The following is a 21,239-nucleotide window of genomic DNA, read 5'->3' on the forward strand; positions in this document are numbered from 1 at the left end:
TTTTACTATTTTACAAAAACTTTTAACTGATGAAAAAATAACAGGTGCAAAATCATTATTTATATTTCCGTTTTTGTGATCGTCATGCTTTTTATTGCTCTGATCTTCCAGCTTAAGAAAACCAAATATTGAAATGAATAAGGTGAAAACAATATATTTGTTCTGAAAATCACACCATGACCGAAACTAATATTTTCTCTTTCAAAATAAAAATAACCCGTTATTTCCTTCTTTCACTTCTGCTCTTCTTCAGTTTTTGCTGTAAAGAAAAAAGAAAAGATGATAACCGCTTTTTTATCACATATCAGGTGAATCCTGAGAAACAAAACATACAGCTGTATTGGAAAAATGATAAAGGTGAACCCCTGAAAAGCATTGATCGTCTGAATACTAACGTTCAGTCTGAAAAGCAAAAATTAGTATTCGCTGTAAACGGAGGAATGTTTGAGCCTGACAACTCTCCAAAAGGTCTTTATATCGAAAATTTTAAAATTCTGAAACCCATGGATACGTTGCAGGGCATCGGGAACTTTTATCTTCAACCTAATGGAATATTTTATTTAACCCAAAATAACCGGGCAGAAATCTCAGAAACTAAAAAATTCAGACAAAATAAAAACATCAGATATGCCACACAATCCGGACCAATGCTCATAACAAATGGAAAAATAAATCCGATCTTTCAGGAGAACTCTAAAAACCTGAATATCAGAAATGGCGTAGGAATTCTTGAAAACGGAGATCTCATTTTTGCAATGTCTAAAAAAGAAATCAATTTTTATCATCTGGCACAGTTTTTCAAAAACTCAGGATGCAAAAATGCTCTTTATCTTGACGGATATGTTTCCAGGACTTATCTTCCTGAAAAAAATTGGATTCAGAAAGACGGAAATTTCGGAGTGATGATAGGAGTCACAACATCTGTAAAATAAAAAAAAAGTTGTTTGCATTTCGTCATGAAAGAAACAAAATATACCTATCTTTCCTACCATTTTAGAATACTCAACCCCTATATCACTTATAAATAAAAAAATGAAAAAAGTAATATTAGACCTTGCCACTACTTTAGACGGATTTATTGAAGGTCCCAATGGAGAAACAGACTGGTGTATCATGGATGATGATATGGATTTTGATGGGTTTCTTTCAGGAATAGACACTATTTTTTACGGAAGAGTAAGCTATGATGCATGGGGAAATTATCAGCCGGAAGAAAATGCAGGTCCGGAAGAGCAAAAACCCTGGGAAACCGTTCATTCAAAAAATAAATTTGTCTTTTCCAGCCAGAACAGAGAAGATGAAAATGCCGTTTTTATCAATTCTGATATTGCACAGAAAGTTTCCGAAATAAAAAATCAGGGCGGAAAAGATATCTGGCTGTATGGTGGGGCGAGCCTTATCAAAACATTTATTCAGCTTAACCTTATTGATACCTACAGAATATCCGTTCATCCGATTGCTTTAGGAAAAGGGAAACCTCTTTTTGAAGATTTAAAAGAAAGATTAAATCTAAAATTGATCAAAACCAATGTTTTTAAATCCGGTGTGGTACAACTTATTTATGAGGCTTAACCTTAAAACAGTCAAGACATGAATGCGCAGCTTGGAACTATTATGATGTATGTGAAAAATGTGCAGCTGCTCAGGAACTTTTATGTGGAACATTTTAATCTGAAAGTGATTGAGGAAGATTCAATCTGGGTTTTACTTGATGCCGGAGGTGCTCATATCGGACTTCACAAAATCGGAGACCAGTATCTTGAAAAAATTGAAACGGGTCATCTCTTCGATAACAATACCAAATTCGTTTTTGAAATTGACATTGACATAGAATCCGCAAGAAACGAGCTGGTCTCCAAAAACATTCAGATGAGAGAGATCAAAACTTTTGAAAACTACCCTTTTTGGCTCTGTGACGGAACCGATCCTGAAGGAAATGTATTTCAATTAAAGAGCAAAAAATAAAAACTAATTCTACAAAACCATGAAAAAAACAATAGGAATTTTATTCTTCATCTTTTTATCTCATATTGTATCCGGACAAAACATAAACACTATAGAAAAAGAACTGGAACTTTCTTTCCGGAAAATCGGTCACTGGTATGCAGATCAGAACCACAACAGGGATGCTGCAGATTCACTTACGGCAGCTAATAATGAATTTGAAAAGTTATTGCTGAAGCACACATCCAATCCGCAGACTATGAGATATGATTTTAAATCACTCAGAAAAAGTGGTTTACAGGTTTCTTCATCCGAGGATGGAAAACTCAGGATTTATTCATGGGATACATGGAACGGTGGCACAATGCATTTCTTCAAAAATATCTTTCAGTATGAAGCAGATAGCAAAGTATATTCTGAAATAATTGGTGATAACAGTGAAATGAATCCCCAGACATTTTATTATAAAATCAATGATATTATCTCTGAGAATAAGAAATATTATCTCGCTCAAAATATGGCCACATATAGTTCTGCCCTTACAGCTCACAGCATAAAAGTTTTTTCTATTGATAATGGAAAACTCAACAGTGATGCCAGGCTTATTAAAACCCAAACCGGTATCAGAAACCAATTGAGATATGAAATAGATCTTTCGGCAAAATCTAATTGGAATAATGAGATTGAAAATTACAATATTGAGTATGATGGTAAAAACAAAATCATCAGTATCCCACTGATTCTTGACGACTATAAAATTACAGATAAAAAAATCCGCTATCAGTTCAAAGGGAAATACTTTGAAAAAATATAACATGAAAAAGATCATTGCCCTCACCTCTGTTATCTTAATTCTTACCCTTTATAACTATCCTATTTTTGACGACAAAAAAATCACATTTACCATTATTTTTATGTGCTTTGTTGTGATCATATTTTCGCTAGCTAAACTCTATTCCGGTAAAAAAGAGGATTATGATTCAGTTGAAAAAGAAATGGACATACTGCATGAAGATAATGGAATATTTGAATATACAAACGATGGATTTTACTTTAAACAAAAAAATATAACAGAGTTTATAAAATGGGATGAAATTAATACAATAAACAGATTCACATTTCCTGTAAAGCCTTATGGCGGACAGTCGGGACTGGAAGTTATTACTGATCAAAAAAATTATGAATTTAATGATAAAACGAACCCTGGAATCGTAAAGCTTACCGATCAACTTTACAGCTATCTTCCGGACTGGGAAGAAGATTCACCCATGGAGATAAATAATTTTGGGCTTAAGAAGACAAAGTTGTATGAAAGAAAACCTTTACAGTAATCGATCAGACATGCCAGTCATCCTTGAAATTAAAAACAAAACCAATTGGCTGGTCGCCTTTGTAACAAGTGTAGGCTTACTCATTTTGTTTTGTATAATTCTTATCATCGTCTCTATTGGATTTCTTCAACCTGCAGGTTTCATCTCTTTCGTGCTTCCTTTTGCTGCCCTCTTTATTTTTATTCTGTATATCTGGTTATGGAATAATTTCGGAAAAACAGTACTTACCATTGACGATGGAAACCTGACAGTACAATATAAAAACAAATTATTCACAAGTCCTAAAACTTATCTGAAAGAAGAAATAGATCGTATTGAAACGAAAAATTTTGAAGTAGAAAGACATCAATTGGGTGTCCGTTACCATTTTTCAATAAGTGGTTCAACGTATTCTGTAATTCTTATACAAAAAGACAGCGAAATAAGAATCGTAGACTGGATCACGAAAGATAAGGCAGATGAAATTGCAGGTGAATTAAAAAAAATGTGGTATTAAAATGTATAATCAAACCCGAAGAAATAAAAATATTGGAACTAAAAAACAAGGTTATGGTCAGGATAATAAATTGACTATTTCTTCACCTTATGGTAATTTGAAATCTTTTTACGAAAAACTTACTGATTACCAAAAAGAAACCCGAATCATCAACAATCATGAATTTACATTTGTGGTTGAAAAAACTCGTGAAAATTCAATCCATCCTTGTTCAGTAAATGATATTCAAAGAATTATAGAACAAATTCCGGTCAAAGATTATGGAGAATTAAAGTTTATTATTCTACGGCAGCCCAAACGAAAAGAAGAAATTCTTTCACCCGTTTGGGGAAGATTAATCTACAGTTTTGATTTCGAGGGCGAATATTATCCAGCCATTATCCTGGATGCAATCGATACAGAAAAGCAATTATCATGGTCTAAAAAGCAAACAATTGAAGATAAGCAGGAGTTCGAAAGATTAAAAGCAGATGGACATATTTTCACTGAAACGAAAAGAAACTTTATTGTAGAACTCATACCTGAAACGGCTAGAAACACTCAACTTTATAGAACCCTACCTCATGAGTTCGGGCATTACGTTCATTATTTAGATGTTGTTGAGAGACCTGGGAATAATGATGATGATATAGATTATGATACCTGGGAGAAGAGAATAGATTTTTATTTTCGGATTTCAAAAAGTGAAAAAGAAAAATTTGCACATACTTATGCTGAGAAATTTAAAAATAAACTTATTGATGAAAATCAAATTCCTTTTGAATCCGTAGATACAGAAAATAGCAAATAAATTTTTAAGTGTTTTTTATCAAAAATATTTCGATTACCCCATGTAACATTATCACACTTAAAAGTGTCTTATTTAAAAAATTACATGAAGTCTATTTTAACCTGCATTATTTTCTTGCTTGCAACTAGTCATCTTTTTTCTCAGAAATCAAAAAAACTGGAACAGTTATTCTCAACGTATGAAAAGGCCGGCTTGTTCAGCGGTTCTGTTCTGATTGCTGAAAAAGGAAAGATTATTTTTGAAAAAAGTTACGGCTATAGAAATGCGCCTAAAAAACTGAAAAACACCAATAACAGCCTTTACCGGGTTTTCTCTACCACAAAAATGTTCACTGCAACAGTTATTTTTCAGCTGGAAGAACAGGGAAAATTATCTTTGAATGACAAACTTTCAAAATATTATCCTGATTTTCCAAAAGGAGACAGCATCACTTTGGCCCATCTGCTTTCTCATACCTCAGGAATTCCCAATGATACCAATTCTGAGTATACTATAGATGAAGAAACATTTTTAAAATATATTTCCGCAAAACCACTAAATTTTTCACCTGGTAAAGATTGGGATTACTCCAATTCCGGATATTATATTCTCAGTTATATTATAAAAAAAGTGACTGGTCTGAATTATGATAAAGTTATAGAAAACAATATCCTCAAACCTCTGAAAATGGATCATAGTGGATTCAATTTCAATACTGTTACTGATGAAAATAAAGCATTTGGCTATGAGTTTTTATCTGATAACATGTCAAACGAGGCATTACGTTTCAAAACAGATCATCCTTTTGGAGCAGGGGCCATGTATTCTACTGTAGAAGATCTTTTTAAGTTCAATGAAGCGCTGAAGAATTACACGCTCCTGAAAAAAGAAACAATAGATAAAGCTTTTACTCCTTATCTTAAGGATCATTATGGATTAGGCTTTCAGATTTCGACTGTTTTTGACAAAAAACGGGTAGGTCATGATGGCGGCGGGCCAGGTTACAGAAGCAGATATTACAGAATTTTGGAAGATGATATTTGTGTGATTGTAATTTCAAATTCAGAATTATCACACACCGATTTTATTTTTCCTCTGGTAGAAAAAATACTGTACAATAAGCCTTATACCATTCCAGCCATTGCAAAAGTGAGTGTGGAGGATTTAAAAAAACTGGAAGGAGTTTATTACACTGAAAATTCAAATTTTTATATAAACAGCGCTGATGGATTTCTGGTTTTCAAAGAAGGCAGTTATCCTAGAAATGCCTTATTGCCAAAAAGCAAAACATCATTTCAACTGGATGATAAATTTACCTGTACATTTAAACCTGATCAAAACGGAAAAATAGATGCTGTTGTCATTCAGTTTTGGGATGGAACGATGAAAACAGCTAAAAAAAATACACAAAACCTTACCTGGGGAATCATAGGAAATGCAACTCCTAATGGTTGGGATGGAAAAGATATCCCACTACAGACAAATCCCAAAACCCCGAATATTTATTTTCTGAAAAACTATAAACTGAATAAAGGCGATTTAAAATTCAGATTTAATAATGACTGGGGATACAGCCTCGGACTGAATAATGATAATAAAAGTCTTGCCTTTGATGCATATGCCTTCCCAATCAATGAAGACGGATTTTATGATATTGTTCTCGACATGACCAATACTGTAAAACCACAATTCAGTATTAAAAAATCAGTTCAATAAAACAGGTATTTATATAGTAAAAAATACATATTTTTCAACCGCACTGTTCCGAGTGCGGTTTTTATTTTGAATATCCGTTGATATTTTTTATTATTTTTATCTCACACAAAATCAAACCACAAAATATAATCTATGCCTCATTTTATTATAGATTGTTCACAGGAAATTCTTCAGCTGAGAACGCCTGAAGAAATAATGGATGCCTTATATGAAGCGGCTGATGCAACGGGTTTGTTTGCTCCCAATGATATAAAAGTCAGACTTCAGCCCTATCAATATTATAAATTAGGCATTCATAAGAAAAACTTCCTGCATGTCTTCGGATACATTATGGAAGGCCGTACTACAGAACAAAAAGCTCATCTTTCCAGACAGATCTGCAACAAACTTTCTGAATTGCTGGCTGACATTTCCTTTCTTTCTGTAAATATCAATGATTTTGAAGTCGCAACATACAGCAACAAGGCACTCATTAATCCTGAGAATATAAATAACGACCGGCATTTCGGACTCTGATATCTTTCTTTTTTAAACCAACACCAACTAAATACTAATATTATGAGCTTAAAAGCATTAGTCAACAAAAGCGTACAGTACAATAATTGGGTAGTCAACAAATATATTGACTGGTTATCCACAAAATCTGACGAACAGCTTAATCAGGAAACAATTTCAAGTTTTCCGACTATCTTAAAAACATTACACCATATCTGGCAGACCCAGGAATACTGGTGGAGTCACATTTCTGAAAAAAATGATTTTGATTTTACTAAAACTACAGAAACTACCAACAAAGAAGATGTTTTCAATGCTATTAAAAACAATTCACAAAAGCTGGTAGACTATGTGGAAAGTCTCTCTGAAGACGATCTTTCAAAGAATGTGAAGATAGAATCTCAATGGTTTCAGTGTGATTTTTCAAAATATGAATATATTCAGCACGCCATTCTTCACGGGACTTATCACAGAGGGCAAATCGTAACGATGGGACGAAATATCGGAATAACAGATGCTCCTATGACAGATTTCAACTTCTGGAATATTTATAAGGATAAGCAGTAATATTATCCGTTTTGTGGATAAGTCTGATAAAGAATTTCAGAACCCCAGCACAAACCTAATTAAACTACTGATTTTAAATATTTTAAATTAAAAACAACCAGTTATCCACATCTTGAAAAATTTGTGGATAACTTTTCATGCTTCAATTTACTTCCGTGGATAGACTATGGATAAGTTTTTCACCCATTGAAACAAAACCTCATAAACATATTAAATTCAATCACTTATACCATATATTAATTTACTGTAAATTTCCACAATATAAAATCATGTGGATAAGTTCTGTGGATAACTTACGTACATTTTTTTAACCTTATTATTCAGCAATTATTAGCCCAGATTATTTAAAACTAACACTTGAGGTTATCCACAAAAATAAATTACTCCAATAATCAGGATGTTTTTTTATCCTCTCAGAATCATTAGATTTTTTGTAAGTTAGTTGATAAGGAATACAACCTCATTTTCAATAAATTTTAATATAAAAAAATTCAATGTACAACACTACAATCCAAAAAGAATGGTTCTCAGAAGGAGAACGCTATGCAAAAGAAATCAATGAAATGGTTGAGTTTGGTGAAAAAAACGGCTGGGAAAACTGGAAAGGTAAAGAACCTGAAGATAACAGAGCCAATATAGTCCGCGAAGTTTTTGAACTGCTTAAAACTGCTAACAAAAACGAAGACACAGAAAATTTCAGGGAACATTTCCCACCTGCCCATGCTCCTATTATTCCCTTAATGGAAAATAAAGCTCAGAATATTGAGCATATGCACTTTATCTCTGATGAAAAAATTGTTTTTATGACAGGCACATCATATGAAAAAAGACAGGCTTATCTTCTTGATAAAGATATTATTACACAACTGGATGAAAATATCCGTGCCATCGGAAAATCTAACCGGGAAAACATTTTCGCCATTGCAGATTCTCATAAAATATCTTTATACAAAGGTTGGAAAGGAGACCTCATCAATGAATTTGAACTAGATGAAAACCCAGATTTTGGAATTACTGATTTGTATCCTTTCAATGATGGAAGCAAAGTAGTGATTGTTTCCTCAGACGGAATTTTCCTGGTTTCAAATACTGAAAAAAAGCTCATCCATCCCATCAATGAAGACCATGAAGAAGACTGGAGCTCTCAGATTGATATGGAAAATGCAGCATTATCCAACGACAATTCTTATATCGTAGTCGGAGATCAGTGCTATGATCACAGAATATTGGATCATGAAGGCAATACTGTAGGATCTATAGGACCTCAATCGTCTTATCCACATTTTTGTCTATTTGCAAAAGATGATAGCCAGCTAATTACAAATTCCTGTCATTTTTACAATGGAATTACCATAGGAATCAATGCTGATCAATATGTAGGAGCTGATATTGAAGCCTATACGGAAAGTGAAGACTTTACTTTCATTGATGAGGAAATGAGAGTCTATGAAGGTATTGCCATAAAAGATTATTATATCCTTGGAGACGCTTACGGCTATATCAAAGCCTTTGATAAGAATGGAAACCAGCTTTGGAGATACTTCCTTGGTTCTACCATTACAGGAATGGCACTTTCTGATGATGAAGAAACCCTGTGGGTAGCCGCACACTCAGGCATTTTACACAAACTGAAATTAGAAAAAGGGCACAGAGATGCTCATACCATCGGAAATGGAAAGCATTATGAGGAATTCAGATTGCTGGTCTGGAAAGATGAACCTCAGATCTGGAAGTGGTAATTAAAACCTTCATATAAATATTAATTAATAAACAATAAAGTCATGCAGAATACCAGAATTTTCACAACGGCTTTTGCCAGTGTTTATCCACATTATATTCAAAAAGCAGAAAAAAAGGGACGCAGTAGAGAGGAAGTGCATGAGATTATATTCTGGCTCACGGGATACAATGAAAAAAGTCTGCAGGAAATACTGGATCACAAAACTGATTTTAAAACATTCTTTGAGCAGGCTCCTCAGATGAATCCAAATGTTTCATTAATTAAAGGAGTTATTTGCGGCTATCGTGTAGAGGAAATTGAAGATGAACTTATGAGAAATATCCGGTATCTGGACAAACTGATTGATGAGCTGGCAAAAGGAAAGAAAATGGAAAAAATTTTGAGAACAATATAAAAAATAAAATTTCAATGTACGAATGGAATTATTTTTACGGAGCTATTATGCTGGACAAGGATTATAATGGTTTTCTAGACTTCATTAACAATAAAATGAAGGATCACAAATATTTTTATTTTCATCCGCAAATCTTCTCCCATGCCACTCAGGAACCGGCATATTATTATGACAATATTCTTATTTCTTTTGGAAGAACAGAAAGATGGCTTATCGACGATACGAGGCAACTACAAAACTTTATTCGGGAATTCGAAGATATATTAAGTCAACTGGATTTTGATCATGCTCAGATAAAGACTGGGGGAATTAATTCAGATCATTCATTCTTTTGGTCAAACAAAGAAAAGGTGACAAGGTCTTATCAGTCTGATATTATGATGAATTTTGGGCAAAAATATCAAATACGGCTTTATGAAAGTGAAAAATTCTATTTTGGACTGTGAGAGATTAATTTATCAACCGGACTGTTCAATAAAAAAAATGATGATAATGATCTAAAGTCTTTTGACAGACAATATAAAGATTTTAACTACCCTTTTTAAAGGCCATAAATTTCACAAAATCTCTTCTCCATTTCAAAAAACTTCCCGAAATTAGCAGTCTGTGCGTTAAATACTATTCAATGAAATAAAAATTTAAATTACAACATACAATAAAACTTAGTATAAGTTTTCTTCGGGGCAGGGTGAAATTCCCTACCGGCGGTTACAGTCCGCGACTCCTTTCTTATGAAGGGACTGATCTGGTGAAATTCCGGAACCGACAGTTAAAGTCTGGATGGGAGAAGAAAATGAGATGACCAATAAGATTCCTTATGGATTCTTGTTGCGTTGTATTTCATTTCCATGTACCGAAGACTATTTTAACTTTTAAAAGTAAAATAACATGGAAAAATTATTAGAACAATTCGGAGCAACCTCCAAAGAACGTGTAGAAAAAGCACTTTCAACTTTACAACAGGGAAAAGGTATTCTACTGGTAGATGATGAAAACCGCGAAAATGAAGGTGATATCATCTTTCCCGCTTCCACTATTACAGAACAGGATATGGCACTTCTGATCCGCGAATGCAGCGGCATCGTCTGCCTATGCATTTCTGAGGAAAAAAGCCGCCACCTCAACCTTCGTCCGATGGTGGAAAACAACAATTCAAAAAATCAAACCGCATTTACCATTTCCATTGAAGCCAGAGAAGGCGTGGAATCAGGTGTTTCAGCAAGAGATCGTGTAACAACGATCAGAACTGCCGTGGCAGCAGGTGCTCAGGCAGAGCATATTGCAAGTCCCGGGCATGTTTTCCCTCTGATTGCCAGAAAAGATGGTGTATTTGAAAGACGTGGTCATACTGAAGGCAGCGTAGATCTTGTAAAAATGGCCAATCTGGGTGATGATGCCGTACTTTGTGAACTGACAAATGAAGACGGTTCTATGGCAAGACTTCCTGAAATTGTGGACTTTGCTATCAAAAAAGGGATGAGCGTCGTGACCATCGAAGACATTTATGCTTACCGTAAAATGGTGATGAGCAATTAAACTTAAATATTTTTAACGCACAGAGTCGCCTGCTGATATGATCAGCAGGCGTTTTTATTAAAAATTTAATCAAAAACAAATAAATTTAACATTTTGATACTATTTTTTAATTATTTTTAACAAAAAAAATCTTGACTATGAAAAAAACTTTACTCCTTTTATTAGGAGCTTCTGCAATGTTTTCTGCGCAGATCACGCTTACAAAAGCAGCCAATGACCCTATTTCCGGAAACCTTGTCAATTACAATCATGTAACCGGAGTGGTAAACAACTCCGCAACAGGAGCTAACGTTACATTTTCAAATGGAGGTCTTATCATGGGAGTTTCGTCAATAACGACTTATTCTACTCCTACTTCTACGGAAATATCGACTTTTCCAGGTTCAACTATTAAAATGGCAGATGGGGCAACAACTGTTTATTACAAAGCGTCTTCTACTAAACTGGAAATCACGGGAATTGTAAACCCACAGGCAACTTTAAATTTTAACGTGGATAATGGGACCTATAATAGTTATCCATTGACCTACGGACCTGCCCAAAATGATACAGCCAAAGGAACTTTCTCATCGTCTTCTGCCAACGGATTGTTCAGCGGTACAATGGCTGCCATTGCTGATGCATATGGAACTCTGATTATAGGTAATCAAACATACAGTAATGTTCTTAGAGTAAAATACACACAGAACTTTAACCTATATGCATCTTTTGATATTATTTATGCCAACCCTATCGGAACAGTTACCAATACAGCCTATGCTTATTACGATGCTTCTCACAGATATGCTTTGCTAAATTCTACAAGCGGAAATATCAGTGTTCCATTGTTAAGTATCAACCAGACAGTAGCCACTGCACTAGCTTTAAACGAAGCATTTCTGGCTACAAGCAGCAATGCAGTAAAAAAAGAAAACTTAGTGGTTTATCCTAACCCTGCACAGGACTTTATCGGTTTCAAAGGGAATACCGATAATTATTCCAAAGCAAATATTTACAGTCTGGACGGAAAACTGGTAAAAACATCAGATGTAAAATCCGGAAATATTCAAATCTCAGATCTTCCACCAGCGTCTTATTTCATAGAGATCAGTGGGAAAAATACTACAGAGACAAAGAATACAAAATTCATCAAGAAATAATAAAAACAAAATCCCCGCTCCTACAAATGAGCGGGGATTTCTTATTAACATTCAAAATTGCTTTTAAAAAGTAGCTGCAGGAGCTGTTTCGTTGTTAAGCTTCCGCTGAATCTCTGTCTTTTTCCCTTTAGAGAAATCATAACTCAGTCCTAATACAAACATTGACTTATTATTCATAATCTGAGTATGAACTTTATAATCCACTAAGCTTTCCGGTAAACTTTTCGTTTTGTATTCTGAAGGCATCCCTATCCAGTACATGCCTGTGGAAAACGTCCAGTTCTTGTGTTTATAACTTACAAAAATATTATTCTGATTTTCGTTCGTGTTCAGGAAAGCTCCGCTAAGACTATACACCGGAATATTGAACTGATACTGAACTGAGAAGGATTTATATTCTGAGGAAAGCGAAAAATAATTTCCTAAATAATCATTCTTAATCAGAGCACCAGTACTGGTTCTTACCGTTTCAGAAGTAGGCGTAATCACAGCTTTTATTACAAGCAGGCTATTCCCAAAAGGTTTATAAGATCCTGTAAGCTGCACTCCGTACCGCTGTCCGTTTTTTCCGTTTTCATAAGTCAGCGCATAACCTCCCAATATATCATCCTGAACATAATACTGATTGATTACCCTGTTGGTATATCGGTAAAATAAACCTGCATTAAAATCAAAGAACTTGTTATTAAAAGAATAGGTCAGGTTGTTAGAAAATACCTGCTGAGATTCTAAAAAGGGATTTCCTCTTTGGACAATATTAGGAGCCAGCTGCACCACATTACTGCTCAAAGCATTACTCCATGGGCTTACCGGATTATAGCTAGCTGTAAAACGAAGATTCTGATTGTTTTTAAGTTGATAGGCTAAAATAACCTTCGGAGTAAAAGTCCATTCATCAAAAGTATTCTCTGCACTTTTGTTGTGGATATTCGTTAGACCAGCTCCAATACGGTAGCTGAATTTATCAACTTTTCCTGCAAACTCTGTGTAAAAATACTGTTCCAAATAATTGACACTGTATTGAGAATATCCGGCAAGGTTATTCAGATCATTGGAAATAGAAGACCTTGAAATACGATATCCGGATGAAAGTTTTCCTGCCTTAAAATCATGAGTATGGGCAAGTTCTCCCACCAGGCTCGTTTGCTTTGCCTTTAAAATCATATCATTATCATATACCGAAAGTCCGGAATCTGTAATCCACTCCTTCGCTGTTTCTGAAGTATTGGTAGTATAATGAGAACCTACTACATTAATGCTCAGCTCATCTTTTTCACCAATCTTTTTGGAATAATAAAGATCCAGCTTAGGAATCACATAATCTGAACCATTATTTTTAAACATTGCATGTTCTTCCTTCAGATCATCTTCACTAAAGGTACTCTGCCCCACTCCTTTTGAAAATCTGCTGAAAATATCCATATTCAGTTTGGCCTGAAAAGCATAATTATCAGGAACAAGTCTCGTATAGCGTAAAGCAACATTCTGGAAAGTATACCCGAAATGATCTTTCCTGTTTTCATCAGAACGATAATGCTTTCCGTTCAGCTGGTAATCATAAATACTGTTTACTCTTCGGTCATCATAATCCCTCAGGTTCAGAGAATATTCAAGCCCAAAATTATTTTTCCCTTTTGTATAATTCGCATAGGCAGAACCATTCACAAATCCTGTATTCAAAGCCGTGGAAACATCTGCCCCGAACACATATCCTGTTTCTGTGGATCTTGTCAGAATATTAACTACAGTATCTGCCCTTGTTGCCCATCTTGCCGGCGGAATATCATAATACTCAACTTTCACAACCTCACTGGGTGCAACACTTCTGATCTGCATATCTGTAGCTTCAATCCCGTTGATCAAAAACAGTGTAGTTCCTCCCTTAGTGCTGGTAATGGTATTCGCTACCGGATCCAGCTGCAATTCCGGAAGGGTACGAAGCAGATCTTTTGCATAGCGTGCTCTTTCCAATGCTTCTTTATCAAAAGTATAAACGGCCTTATCCGCAAACTGTTTTTTACGTTGTGATTTTAAAATAACTTCCTGAATTTCTTTTGTTGCTGCAACATCGGCTGTATCATTTTTCTTCTCCTGGGCAAAAACAAAAGTTCCGCAAAGAAAGAATATGGTATAAATAGTTTTTTTCATATCAAAAGATGAATTATACTATTAGGACAATCAATTCCCGATGTGTATTACATTGATGATGGCTAATATTCAGGATTTAACAATAATTTTTCTTTAAATTCTAATTATTATGTTAAATACAGCCCGTTTTTTGCTGGTATTATTTAACATCACAAAATAGTAAAGTCATGAAAAAAGCATTCATATTAATTCCGTGCTTTCTTTTTTCAGTATTAGGAGCTCAGGAAGCCCAAAACAGTTCGGCAGAAAAGATGAATATCATCAAGACCAATGTTACAGCCTATGCTTTCAGAAACATTAACCTGTCTTATGAGCGGGTCATCAACCAATGGCTTTCGGTAAACATAGGTTTCGGAACAATGCCTGAAGGGAAAGTACCATTCATCAATGCCTTTCTGAAAGATGAAGATGAGAAAAGATTTCAAAATCTTAGGGTAAAAACTACCAACTTCACCATAGAACCCAGATTTTATATCGGTAAAGGCTATGGAAAAGGATTTTATTTTGCACCTTATTATCGGTATTCAAGTGTCACTTCCAATACTTTTGATTTTTATTATGATTATAATGGCCCGAATGGAATTGCCTATCAAATTCCCCTTAAAGGCCAGGGAGATACCAAAGGAAACAGTGGAGGTCTGATGGTTGGTGTACAATTCTTTCTCACCAGAAGTCAAAATCTTGTTCTCGATTTCTGGATTGCTGGCGCTCACTACGGAAGCGGAAAAGGTGATTTTATAATGACCTCAGATTATGTATTGACTCCGGATATGCAGGCTCAATTAAAAAAAGAAATAGAAAATCTGGATATTCCTTTTGTAGATTACACCGTGGAAACCAACGCCAATGGAGCCAAAATAAAAGTGGACGGTCCATGGGCAGGCTTCAGAAGCGGACTCTCTATCGGGTACAGATTTTAAAAACATACAAATTATAGTAATAACCGTTCTGATATCAGAACGGTTTATTTTTTTCTGAAATTTGTATCTTGGATGTCAAAAAACTTGTCTGAAACAATAATAATTTATGAATACATCCTCTATCACTACCGGTCAAAGAATCAAAGCCATCATAGGTGGATCTATAGGAAATCTTGTAGAATGGTATGATTGGTATGCCTATGCTGCATTTGCTATTTATTTTTCACATTCATTTTTCCCGGATTCTGACCTGAATGCACAGCTGATGAATACGGCAGGAATATTTGCAGTAGGTTTTCTGATGCGTCCCATTGGAGGCTGGATATTCGGAAGTATTGCGGACAAGATCGGAAGAAAAAAGGCGATGACACTTTCTGTATTACTGATGTCCTTCGGATCTCTGCTGATTGCCCTTACTCCTACCTATAAAACCATCGGAATCCTGGCTCCTGCTTTGTTACTGGTCGCCAGATTATTGCAGGGTTTGAGTGTGGGAGGAGAATACGGAGTTTCTGCCACTTACCTCAGCGAAATGGCATCGGAAGATAAAAGGGGATTTTATTCTAGCTTTCAGTATGTAACTCTGATCGGTGGTCAGCTGATTGCATTGGGAATACAGCTGATCTTACAGAAACTTCTTTTAACAGAGGCCCAGCTTGAAGAATGGGGATGGAGAATTCCTTTTGTTATTGGAGCATTACTTTCTGTTATCGCTTTATACTTAAGAGCCAATCTTCATGAAACCGAAGCATTTGAGAATAAAAAAGAACTTAGTGAAAAGAAAAAAGGAACGGTAACAGAACTTCTCAAGCATCCCAAAGCTCTGCTTACGGTAATTGGGCTGACATTAGGGGGAACTCTTGCGTTTTACACTTATACCACTTATATGCAAAAGTTCCTGGTGAACACCGTTCATCTGACTAAAGAGCAATCTACCCTTATTTCATTTATTTCATTATTTATATTTGCCTGCCTGCAGCCTGTTTTTGGAGCGTTATCTGATAAAATCGGAAGAAGACCGCTTCTTTTAGGCTTTGGAATTTTGGGAACGTTATTCACTGTACCTCTTCTCACCGCTTTAAGTACCACAACTTCAATGTGGACCGCATTTTTCCTGATTATGGCATCCCTGATCATTGTCAGCGGGTACACCTCCATTAATGCCGTTGTAAAAGCAGAACTTTTCCCTTCTGAGATCAGGGCGCTGGGCGTAGGACTTCCCTATGCACTCACAGTAGCTATTTTCGGAGGAACAGCAGAATATATTGCCCTATGGTTTAAACAGACAGGAACAGAAAGTTATTTCTACTGGTATATTACTGGATGTATTTTATTTTCCCTGATCGTTTATGCCGGAATGAAGGATACAAAAGAAACTTCTACCCTCGATAAAGACTAATATTATACCGCTTTATAAAAACTGTGCGCCGCAGATTCTCTGCGGCGCACTTTCTATTTCTTAATGATAGGCTTGCTTAAATTTTTCAATCATATTGTCCAGATTATGACGCTGAACATAGATACTTTTTACCTCTTCATACCTCGGCGATTTATAGAAAACCTCGTGGAAATCCATACTTCCGTTTCCTACTTTTACAACTTTCTGTACTTCGATATTTAACTTTTTCAATTCGTCTCTGAAGACTTTAAATTCATCTTGGATACTATTATTCATTAATATTTTAAGTTTTTTAGTTAAAAATTACATGTACCCCCTTTGAATATCAGGGGTAACCTCTTAAATTCCGAATAAAGTTAGTAAATTTATCGACACAAAATAACACTTTGACAACATTTTATTGTTTTTTTTACAAACAGTCCGTAAACTTTTATCTTATTAATGCATATTCCGTATTTTTAGATCATCAAAAAATCACAAAAACTTTATACAAACCATGAATATTAAAGCATTTTTCACTTTATTCTTTTTAACACTGCTTACTTTCCTGTCTGCACAAAAAATGGAATTTAAGGCACCTGATTATTCTTTAATTCAAAAAAATATTGAGGATAAAAACTCAGAGTTCTATTATCCGAAGCTTTTAAAAAGATTAAAACAGAATGATACGCTCCTTACAAGCAGCCAATACCGTCACCTTTACTTCGGTTATACCTTTCAAAAGGAGTATCAGCCCTATAAAATCGGGAAGAAGGCTGAAGAGGTTTCCAAATATTATCGTGGGGAAGGCATTTCACAAAAAGATCTTTCCAAAGGAATACAGCTATTTCTGGATGCTTTAGATGAAAACCCGCTGGATCTTCGTGCCATGAATTATCTTGCGTATCTGTATCATTTAAATAAAGACGACGCCACTGCTGAAAAAATCGCTGGGAATTTCCACGGATTATTAAACGCTATCCTCACTTCAGGTGATGGATTGAAATGTGAGACGGGGTTTCACGTTATTTCTGTTACTGATGAATATGTACTTTTGAACAGGTTCCAAATGGAAACTAAGGCACAAAGCCATAATGGAAAATGTGATTATCAGGAATTTGAAAAAGACAAATACAAAATCCCGGGATTTTATTTTGATATCAGTAGATTTTATGGGAAAATATTAGATTAATCTGTTCTAATCAGGGCTTAATATACTGATATTCAATTTCATTATCAGGCAGATCTGCAACTTTTATAAAGTTCAGCCGATTCATTAATTTTATTGCGCCTTCATTATCATTAGAAGTGATTGCTCCTACCTGAGCGAGCTTTATAGTCTCCAGCCCAAATTGTACAGCCAATTTAATTGCTTGTGTCATATATCCCTTCCCATAATACTGCGGAAGAAGCACACAGCCTAGCTCTCCCACGCCTTGATCCAGTCCTCTATAATATCCACAAGTTCCTACAATTTTATTGGAAAAACCTTATCTGCTATTCCCCAATGTATAGAATCTCCTTTATCATAATCAGCATTAATCTTATCTTGCATTGCTACTGCTTCAGTTATACCCACAGCAGCTACTGCATCATAATATGAAATCGAAATAATATCAAAGACATCGGCGGGTTCGATTTTTCTTAATATAATATTTTCTCCGATTATTGTAGGGAAATCTGTGTATGGTGGTAAATTCATCTTTTACAAATTTATTGATCACGGATGTCATTCTAAATCATTTTTTTTTAGAAGTAGTTTTGGGTTCTTATTTTATTGATACTAAAGTTCCCGATTCAACAAGTTTACCAAATCCATCCATATTCTGTAAATATAGGGCAAAATGTTTATTTTTAAAGATTTCATTTCATATCTCTTACAGCTTTTATAATTGGCATAATCAAAGTATCTTGCTGGTAAACACCAATCAATTACATACCTGTAAATCACTCATTATAAGCATTCTATTAATTTTTTATTTTTTTTCAGAAAAAAAAATGAAATTTTGTGTAACATTTTAAAAGGGTTCGTCTCTAAAAGACAAATAAACCTTAAAACTTTAGAAATCATGAAAAAATTCACATTCCTTCTTGTTATCATGTTATTTTTCTTAGCGGTATGCAATATATTCGGTCAGGAAACAGTGTATCCGTTTGAAGTAAAGAAAACCGGAAAAGGAAATCAGTCTTTACTATTTATTCCAGGGTTTGCTTCTTCCGGAGACGTATGGAACGAAACGACTGCAAAATTTGAAAAAAACTTCACTTGCTATACTTTAACGATGGCTGGATTTGCGGGAACAAAACCACAGGCAGACGCCAGCTTTAAAGATTGGGAAAAAGGGATTGCTGCTTATATAAAGAATAATAAAATTGACAAACCTATTATCATCGGACACAGTATGGGAGGTGGTCTTGCCCTGGCTATTGCCGCAGATTATCCTGAGCTGGCAGGAAAAATCGTCATTGTAGACACACTTCCTTGCCTGGCTGCAATATCTGATCCTAATTTTACGTCTAAAGAAAATAATGACTGTTCCTCTACCATTACTCAATTGACCGCGATGAGCGATGATCAGTTCCGCAAAATGCAGACACAGACTATGCCGCGTCTTCTGGCAGATACTTCTATGCTGGAAACGGTGATCAACTGGAGCATGAAATCTGACCGAAAAACATTCGCTAAAATGTACTGCGATTTTTCTAATACTGATCTGAGAGATAAAATAAAAAATATACAATGTCCCTCTCTTATTCTTCTGGAATCATTTTTTGCCAATCTGAAACCTACTATTGAAGGCCAGTACAAAAATTTAAAAAATGCCAATATGCAGTATGCTTCAAAAGGATTACACTTCATCATGTACGATGATAAGGATTGGTACTTTACTCAGCTTACTCACTTTTTATCTGCGAAATAATGGCTTTTGAAGAGATATACGAACTCTACTGGCAAAGGATATTCCGTCTGTGTATGGGATATGTGAATGATCCTGATCTCGCTCAGGACCTTGCCCAGGAAACATTTATCATTGTATGGCAGCAGCTTCCGAAATTCAGAAATGAATCCAGCATAGGAACATGGATCTTCAGAATTGCTTCTAATAACTGCCTTCGACAGATTGAAAAGGAAAAGAAATTTACCAAAACCGATCTGCCTATTAATCTGGAAGAAAAAAAGCAGGAATCTATGGAACCTCAGATACAAATGCTGTATCAGTTTATTTCGGAGTTGCCGGAAACGGACAGGATTATTATTTCATTGGAGCTTGAAGAGGTAAAACAGGCTGAAATAGCACATATCGTAGGGCTTTCAGAATCCAACATACGGGTGAAAATTCACAGGATAAAAGAAAAATTAACACAAAAGTTTAGAGAAAATGGATACTAATATCAATTTCAAAAATATATGGAAACAGCAGACTTCCAACAAACCCAATCTGGAAGAGCTTCTTGGAAAGCTGAGAAAATTCAGAAATCAAAATCTGCGTAAACTGATCCTGGCTAATATTGCATTAATCACCACCTCATTAATAATTATTTATATCTGGTATCGTTTCCAGCCTCAGATGATTACTACAAAAATCGGGATTGTACTTGTCATTCTGGCCATGGTGATGTTCCTTTTTGCCTATAATAAAATGTTTATGGTTTTTTACAAAATTGATCAGACCCAGTCGAACAATGAATATCTCCAGAGTTTATATGTGGTAAAGCGTAAGCAGAAATTTATGCAGACCACCATACTCAACTTATATTTTATTATGCTGTCTCTGGGAATATGTTTTTACATGTATGAATACACGTCCAGAATGACACTTGGTTCAGGCATGCTGGCTTATGTGGTAACATTCGCATGGATTGCTTTCAATTGGTTTTATTTAAGGCCCAAAACAATAAAGAAACAACAGGGAAAACTTAACGAATTAATTAATAAATTTGAAGAGATCAATAATCAATTAAAAGAATGATGAGTTCTTCTGACAACAAAAATCACTGGGAAAACGTATACGAAACCAAAAATCCTGACCAGGTAAGCTGGACTCAGAAAAAACCTCAGACCTCACTTACCTTTATCAAATCCTCAGGATTGGGAAAAGATGCTAAGATTATCGATATCGGCGGTGGCGACAGCAACCTTGTTGATTTTCTTCTTGAAGAAGGCTATGAGGATATTACAGTACTTGATATTTCTGCCAAAGCGCTGGAAAAAGCACAGGAAAGACTGGGAGATGCTGCCGGTAAAGTAAAATGGATTGCAACCGATATTATCGCTTTCAACCCAACGGAAACCTATGATATCTGGCATGACAGAGCTGCTTTTCACTTTCTGACAACTCCGGAACAGGTTTCAAAATATGTTGATATTGCGGAAAAGAATGTTAATAACTTTATTATCCTTGGAACTTTTTCTAAAAACGGTCCTGCCAAATGCAGCGGATTGGATATTCAACAGTATGATGAAGGATCATTGTATGAAAAATTTGAAAAAACTTTTACAAAAATAAAGTGTATTACTGAAGATCATACCACTCCTTTTGAGACCGTTCAGAATTTTGTTTTCTGCAGTTTTAAAAAGCATTAAGTATTCGTATATATTCTATTTAAAAAATAAATAAAGAGAGTCATTGATGACTCTCTTTATTGTTTATCTGAACTTTGAAA

Annotated in this window: 26 protein-coding genes and 1 riboswitch; of the genes, 22 read left to right on the top strand and 4 right to left on the bottom strand. The window is 35.1% G+C overall.

Going from position 1 to position 21,239, the window contains the following annotated elements; translation table 11 throughout:
- The first annotated feature begins 176 nt into the window (after positions 1 to 176).
- The 15 genes from ACTJIP_RS05690 (at position 177) to ACTJIP_RS05760 (ending at position 12,128) form a co-directional block, all read left to right on the top strand.
- Entirely contained in the window at positions 177 to 932 is a 756-nt protein-coding gene (locus tag ACTJIP_RS05690; RefSeq protein ID WP_440704218.1) for a phosphodiester glycosidase family protein, read from the top strand.
- A gap of 100 nt (positions 933 to 1,032) precedes the next feature.
- Entirely contained in the window at positions 1,033 to 1,572 is a 540-nt protein-coding gene (locus ACTJIP_RS05695) for a dihydrofolate reductase family protein (RefSeq protein WP_440704219.1), read from the top strand.
- Positions 1,573 to 1,590: 18 nt separating this feature from the next.
- On the top strand, positions 1,591 to 1,965 hold the full coding sequence (locus ACTJIP_RS05700) for a VOC family protein (RefSeq protein WP_440704220.1): 375 nt from the start codon (positions 1,591 to 1,593) through the stop codon (positions 1,963 to 1,965).
- 19 nt (positions 1,966 to 1,984) lie between these two features.
- Positions 1,985 to 2,758, top strand: a complete 774-nt coding sequence (locus tag ACTJIP_RS05705; protein ID WP_180564612.1) for a hypothetical protein — start codon at positions 1,985 to 1,987, stop codon at positions 2,756 to 2,758.
- A 1-nt stretch (position 2,759) separates the two neighbouring features.
- On the top strand, positions 2,760 to 3,275 hold the full coding sequence (locus ACTJIP_RS05710) for a hypothetical protein (RefSeq protein WP_180564613.1): 516 nt from the start codon (positions 2,760 to 2,762) through the stop codon (positions 3,273 to 3,275).
- Complete coding sequence (locus ACTJIP_RS05715; RefSeq protein WP_440704221.1) at positions 3,253 to 3,771, top strand: hypothetical protein; 519 nt, start codon at positions 3,253 to 3,255, stop codon at positions 3,769 to 3,771. Before ACTJIP_RS05710 ends, ACTJIP_RS05715 begins: the two co-directional genes overlap by 23 nt.
- 1 nt (position 3,772) lies before the next feature.
- Positions 3,773 to 4,561, top strand: a complete 789-nt coding sequence (locus ACTJIP_RS05720) for a hypothetical protein (RefSeq protein WP_077418932.1) — start codon at positions 3,773 to 3,775, stop codon at positions 4,559 to 4,561.
- Between the two features lie 84 nt (positions 4,562 to 4,645).
- Positions 4,646 to 6,256: a serine hydrolase gene (locus ACTJIP_RS05725; protein WP_440704222.1), complete on the top strand. Its 1,611-nt coding sequence runs from the start codon at positions 4,646 to 4,648 to the stop codon at positions 6,254 to 6,256.
- 132 nt (positions 6,257 to 6,388) lie between these two features.
- Positions 6,389 to 6,772, top strand: coding sequence for a 5-carboxymethyl-2-hydroxymuconate Delta-isomerase (locus ACTJIP_RS05730; RefSeq protein ID WP_077418930.1), 384 nt, complete (start codon positions 6,389 to 6,391; stop codon positions 6,770 to 6,772).
- 42 nt (positions 6,773 to 6,814) lie between these two features.
- Positions 6,815 to 7,318 (top strand): DinB family protein, encoded by a 504-nt coding sequence (locus ACTJIP_RS05735; protein ID WP_077418929.1) that lies wholly within the window; start codon positions 6,815 to 6,817, stop codon positions 7,316 to 7,318.
- A 494-nt stretch (positions 7,319 to 7,812) separates the two neighbouring features.
- Positions 7,813 to 9,057, top strand: a complete 1,245-nt coding sequence (locus tag ACTJIP_RS05740; protein WP_180564617.1) for a hypothetical protein — start codon at positions 7,813 to 7,815, stop codon at positions 9,055 to 9,057.
- A 42-nt stretch (positions 9,058 to 9,099) separates the two neighbouring features.
- On the top strand, positions 9,100 to 9,453 hold the full coding sequence (locus ACTJIP_RS05745; protein ID WP_219071797.1) for a DUF2200 domain-containing protein: 354 nt from the start codon (positions 9,100 to 9,102) through the stop codon (positions 9,451 to 9,453).
- A 14-nt stretch (positions 9,454 to 9,467) separates the two neighbouring features.
- The gene (locus tag ACTJIP_RS05750; RefSeq protein ID WP_428168208.1) at positions 9,468 to 9,899 is read left to right on the top strand and encodes a hypothetical protein; all 432 of its coding nucleotides are present in this window, start codon (positions 9,468 to 9,470) and stop codon (positions 9,897 to 9,899) included.
- A gap of 224 nt (positions 9,900 to 10,123) precedes the next feature.
- Positions 10,124 to 10,249, top strand: a riboswitch (FMN riboswitch).
- A gap of 92 nt (positions 10,250 to 10,341) precedes the next feature.
- Positions 10,342 to 10,989 (top strand): 3,4-dihydroxy-2-butanone-4-phosphate synthase, encoded by a 648-nt coding sequence (gene ribB, locus ACTJIP_RS05755; RefSeq protein WP_047386148.1) that lies wholly within the window; start codon positions 10,342 to 10,344, stop codon positions 10,987 to 10,989.
- A gap of 137 nt (positions 10,990 to 11,126) precedes the next feature.
- On the top strand, positions 11,127 to 12,128 hold the full coding sequence (locus ACTJIP_RS05760) for a T9SS type A sorting domain-containing protein (protein ID WP_077418925.1): 1,002 nt from the start codon (positions 11,127 to 11,129) through the stop codon (positions 12,126 to 12,128).
- A 63-nt stretch (positions 12,129 to 12,191) separates the two neighbouring features.
- Here ACTJIP_RS05760 and ACTJIP_RS05765 read toward each other — a convergent pair whose 3' ends face one another.
- Complete coding sequence (locus ACTJIP_RS05765; protein ID WP_219071799.1) at positions 12,192 to 14,276, bottom strand: TonB-dependent receptor domain-containing protein; 2,085 nt, start codon at positions 14,274 to 14,276, stop codon at positions 12,192 to 12,194.
- A 167-nt stretch (positions 14,277 to 14,443) separates the two neighbouring features.
- Between ACTJIP_RS05765 and ACTJIP_RS05770 the strand changes: the two genes are divergently transcribed.
- Together ACTJIP_RS05770 and ACTJIP_RS05775 are read left to right on the top strand one after the other, a co-directional pair.
- Positions 14,444 to 15,196: a DUF3575 domain-containing protein gene (locus ACTJIP_RS05770; RefSeq protein ID WP_440704223.1), complete on the top strand. Its 753-nt coding sequence runs from the start codon at positions 14,444 to 14,446 to the stop codon at positions 15,194 to 15,196.
- Between the two features lie 106 nt (positions 15,197 to 15,302).
- Positions 15,303 to 16,595, top strand: a complete 1,293-nt coding sequence (locus tag ACTJIP_RS05775; RefSeq protein WP_077418922.1) for an MFS transporter — start codon at positions 15,303 to 15,305, stop codon at positions 16,593 to 16,595.
- A gap of 60 nt (positions 16,596 to 16,655) precedes the next feature.
- On the opposite strand, the gene ACTJIP_RS05780 is transcribed toward ACTJIP_RS05775, so the two are convergent.
- Positions 16,656 to 16,871, bottom strand: coding sequence for a hypothetical protein (locus ACTJIP_RS05780; protein ID WP_077418921.1), 216 nt, complete (start codon positions 16,869 to 16,871; stop codon positions 16,656 to 16,658).
- A gap of 220 nt (positions 16,872 to 17,091) precedes the next feature.
- Between ACTJIP_RS05780 and ACTJIP_RS05785 the strand changes: the two genes are divergently transcribed.
- A complete protein-coding gene (locus tag ACTJIP_RS05785; protein WP_077418920.1) occupies positions 17,092 to 17,766 on the top strand; it encodes a DUF4919 domain-containing protein in 675 nt (224 codons plus the stop codon).
- 10 nt (positions 17,767 to 17,776) lie between these two features.
- Here the strand turns inward: ACTJIP_RS05785 and ACTJIP_RS05790 are convergent, their stop codons facing one another.
- Both ACTJIP_RS05790 and ACTJIP_RS05795 read right to left on the bottom strand, forming a co-directional pair.
- A complete protein-coding gene (locus tag ACTJIP_RS05790) occupies positions 17,777 to 18,007 on the bottom strand; it encodes a GNAT family N-acetyltransferase (RefSeq protein ID WP_440704224.1) in 231 nt (76 codons plus the stop codon).
- A 35-nt stretch (positions 18,008 to 18,042) separates the two neighbouring features.
- A complete protein-coding gene (locus ACTJIP_RS05795; protein ID WP_440704225.1) occupies positions 18,043 to 18,276 on the bottom strand; it encodes a hypothetical protein in 234 nt (77 codons plus the stop codon).
- A gap of 367 nt (positions 18,277 to 18,643) precedes the next feature.
- Here ACTJIP_RS05795 and ACTJIP_RS05800 point away from each other — a divergent pair, with 367 nt between their 5' ends.
- Genes ACTJIP_RS05800 through ACTJIP_RS05815 form a run of 4 tightly spaced genes read left to right on the top strand, consistent with a single transcriptional unit; the run spans position 18,644 to position 21,159 of the window.
- Positions 18,644 to 19,495, top strand: coding sequence for an alpha/beta fold hydrolase (locus tag ACTJIP_RS05800; RefSeq protein WP_077418918.1), 852 nt, complete (start codon positions 18,644 to 18,646; stop codon positions 19,493 to 19,495).
- Positions 19,495 to 19,965 carry an RNA polymerase sigma factor gene (locus ACTJIP_RS05805; RefSeq protein WP_047386138.1) on the top strand — a complete coding sequence of 157 codons (471 nt, stop codon included), beginning with the start codon at positions 19,495 to 19,497 and terminating at the stop codon, positions 19,963 to 19,965. The genes ACTJIP_RS05800 and ACTJIP_RS05805 overlap by 1 nt, the downstream gene beginning before the upstream one ends.
- Complete coding sequence (locus ACTJIP_RS05810; protein ID WP_180564623.1) at positions 19,955 to 20,545, top strand: hypothetical protein; 591 nt, start codon at positions 19,955 to 19,957, stop codon at positions 20,543 to 20,545. The genes ACTJIP_RS05805 and ACTJIP_RS05810 overlap by 11 nt, the downstream gene beginning before the upstream one ends.
- Complete coding sequence (locus ACTJIP_RS05815; protein WP_180565773.1) at positions 20,545 to 21,159, top strand: class I SAM-dependent methyltransferase; 615 nt, start codon at positions 20,545 to 20,547, stop codon at positions 21,157 to 21,159. The genes ACTJIP_RS05810 and ACTJIP_RS05815 overlap by 1 nt, the downstream gene beginning before the upstream one ends.
- The last annotated feature ends 80 nt before the right edge of the window (positions 21,160 to 21,239 follow it).

It is taken from the genome of Chryseobacterium sp. 22543 (assembly GCF_052044565.1).
GTDB lineage: Bacteria > Bacteroidota > Bacteroidia > Flavobacteriales > Weeksellaceae > Chryseobacterium.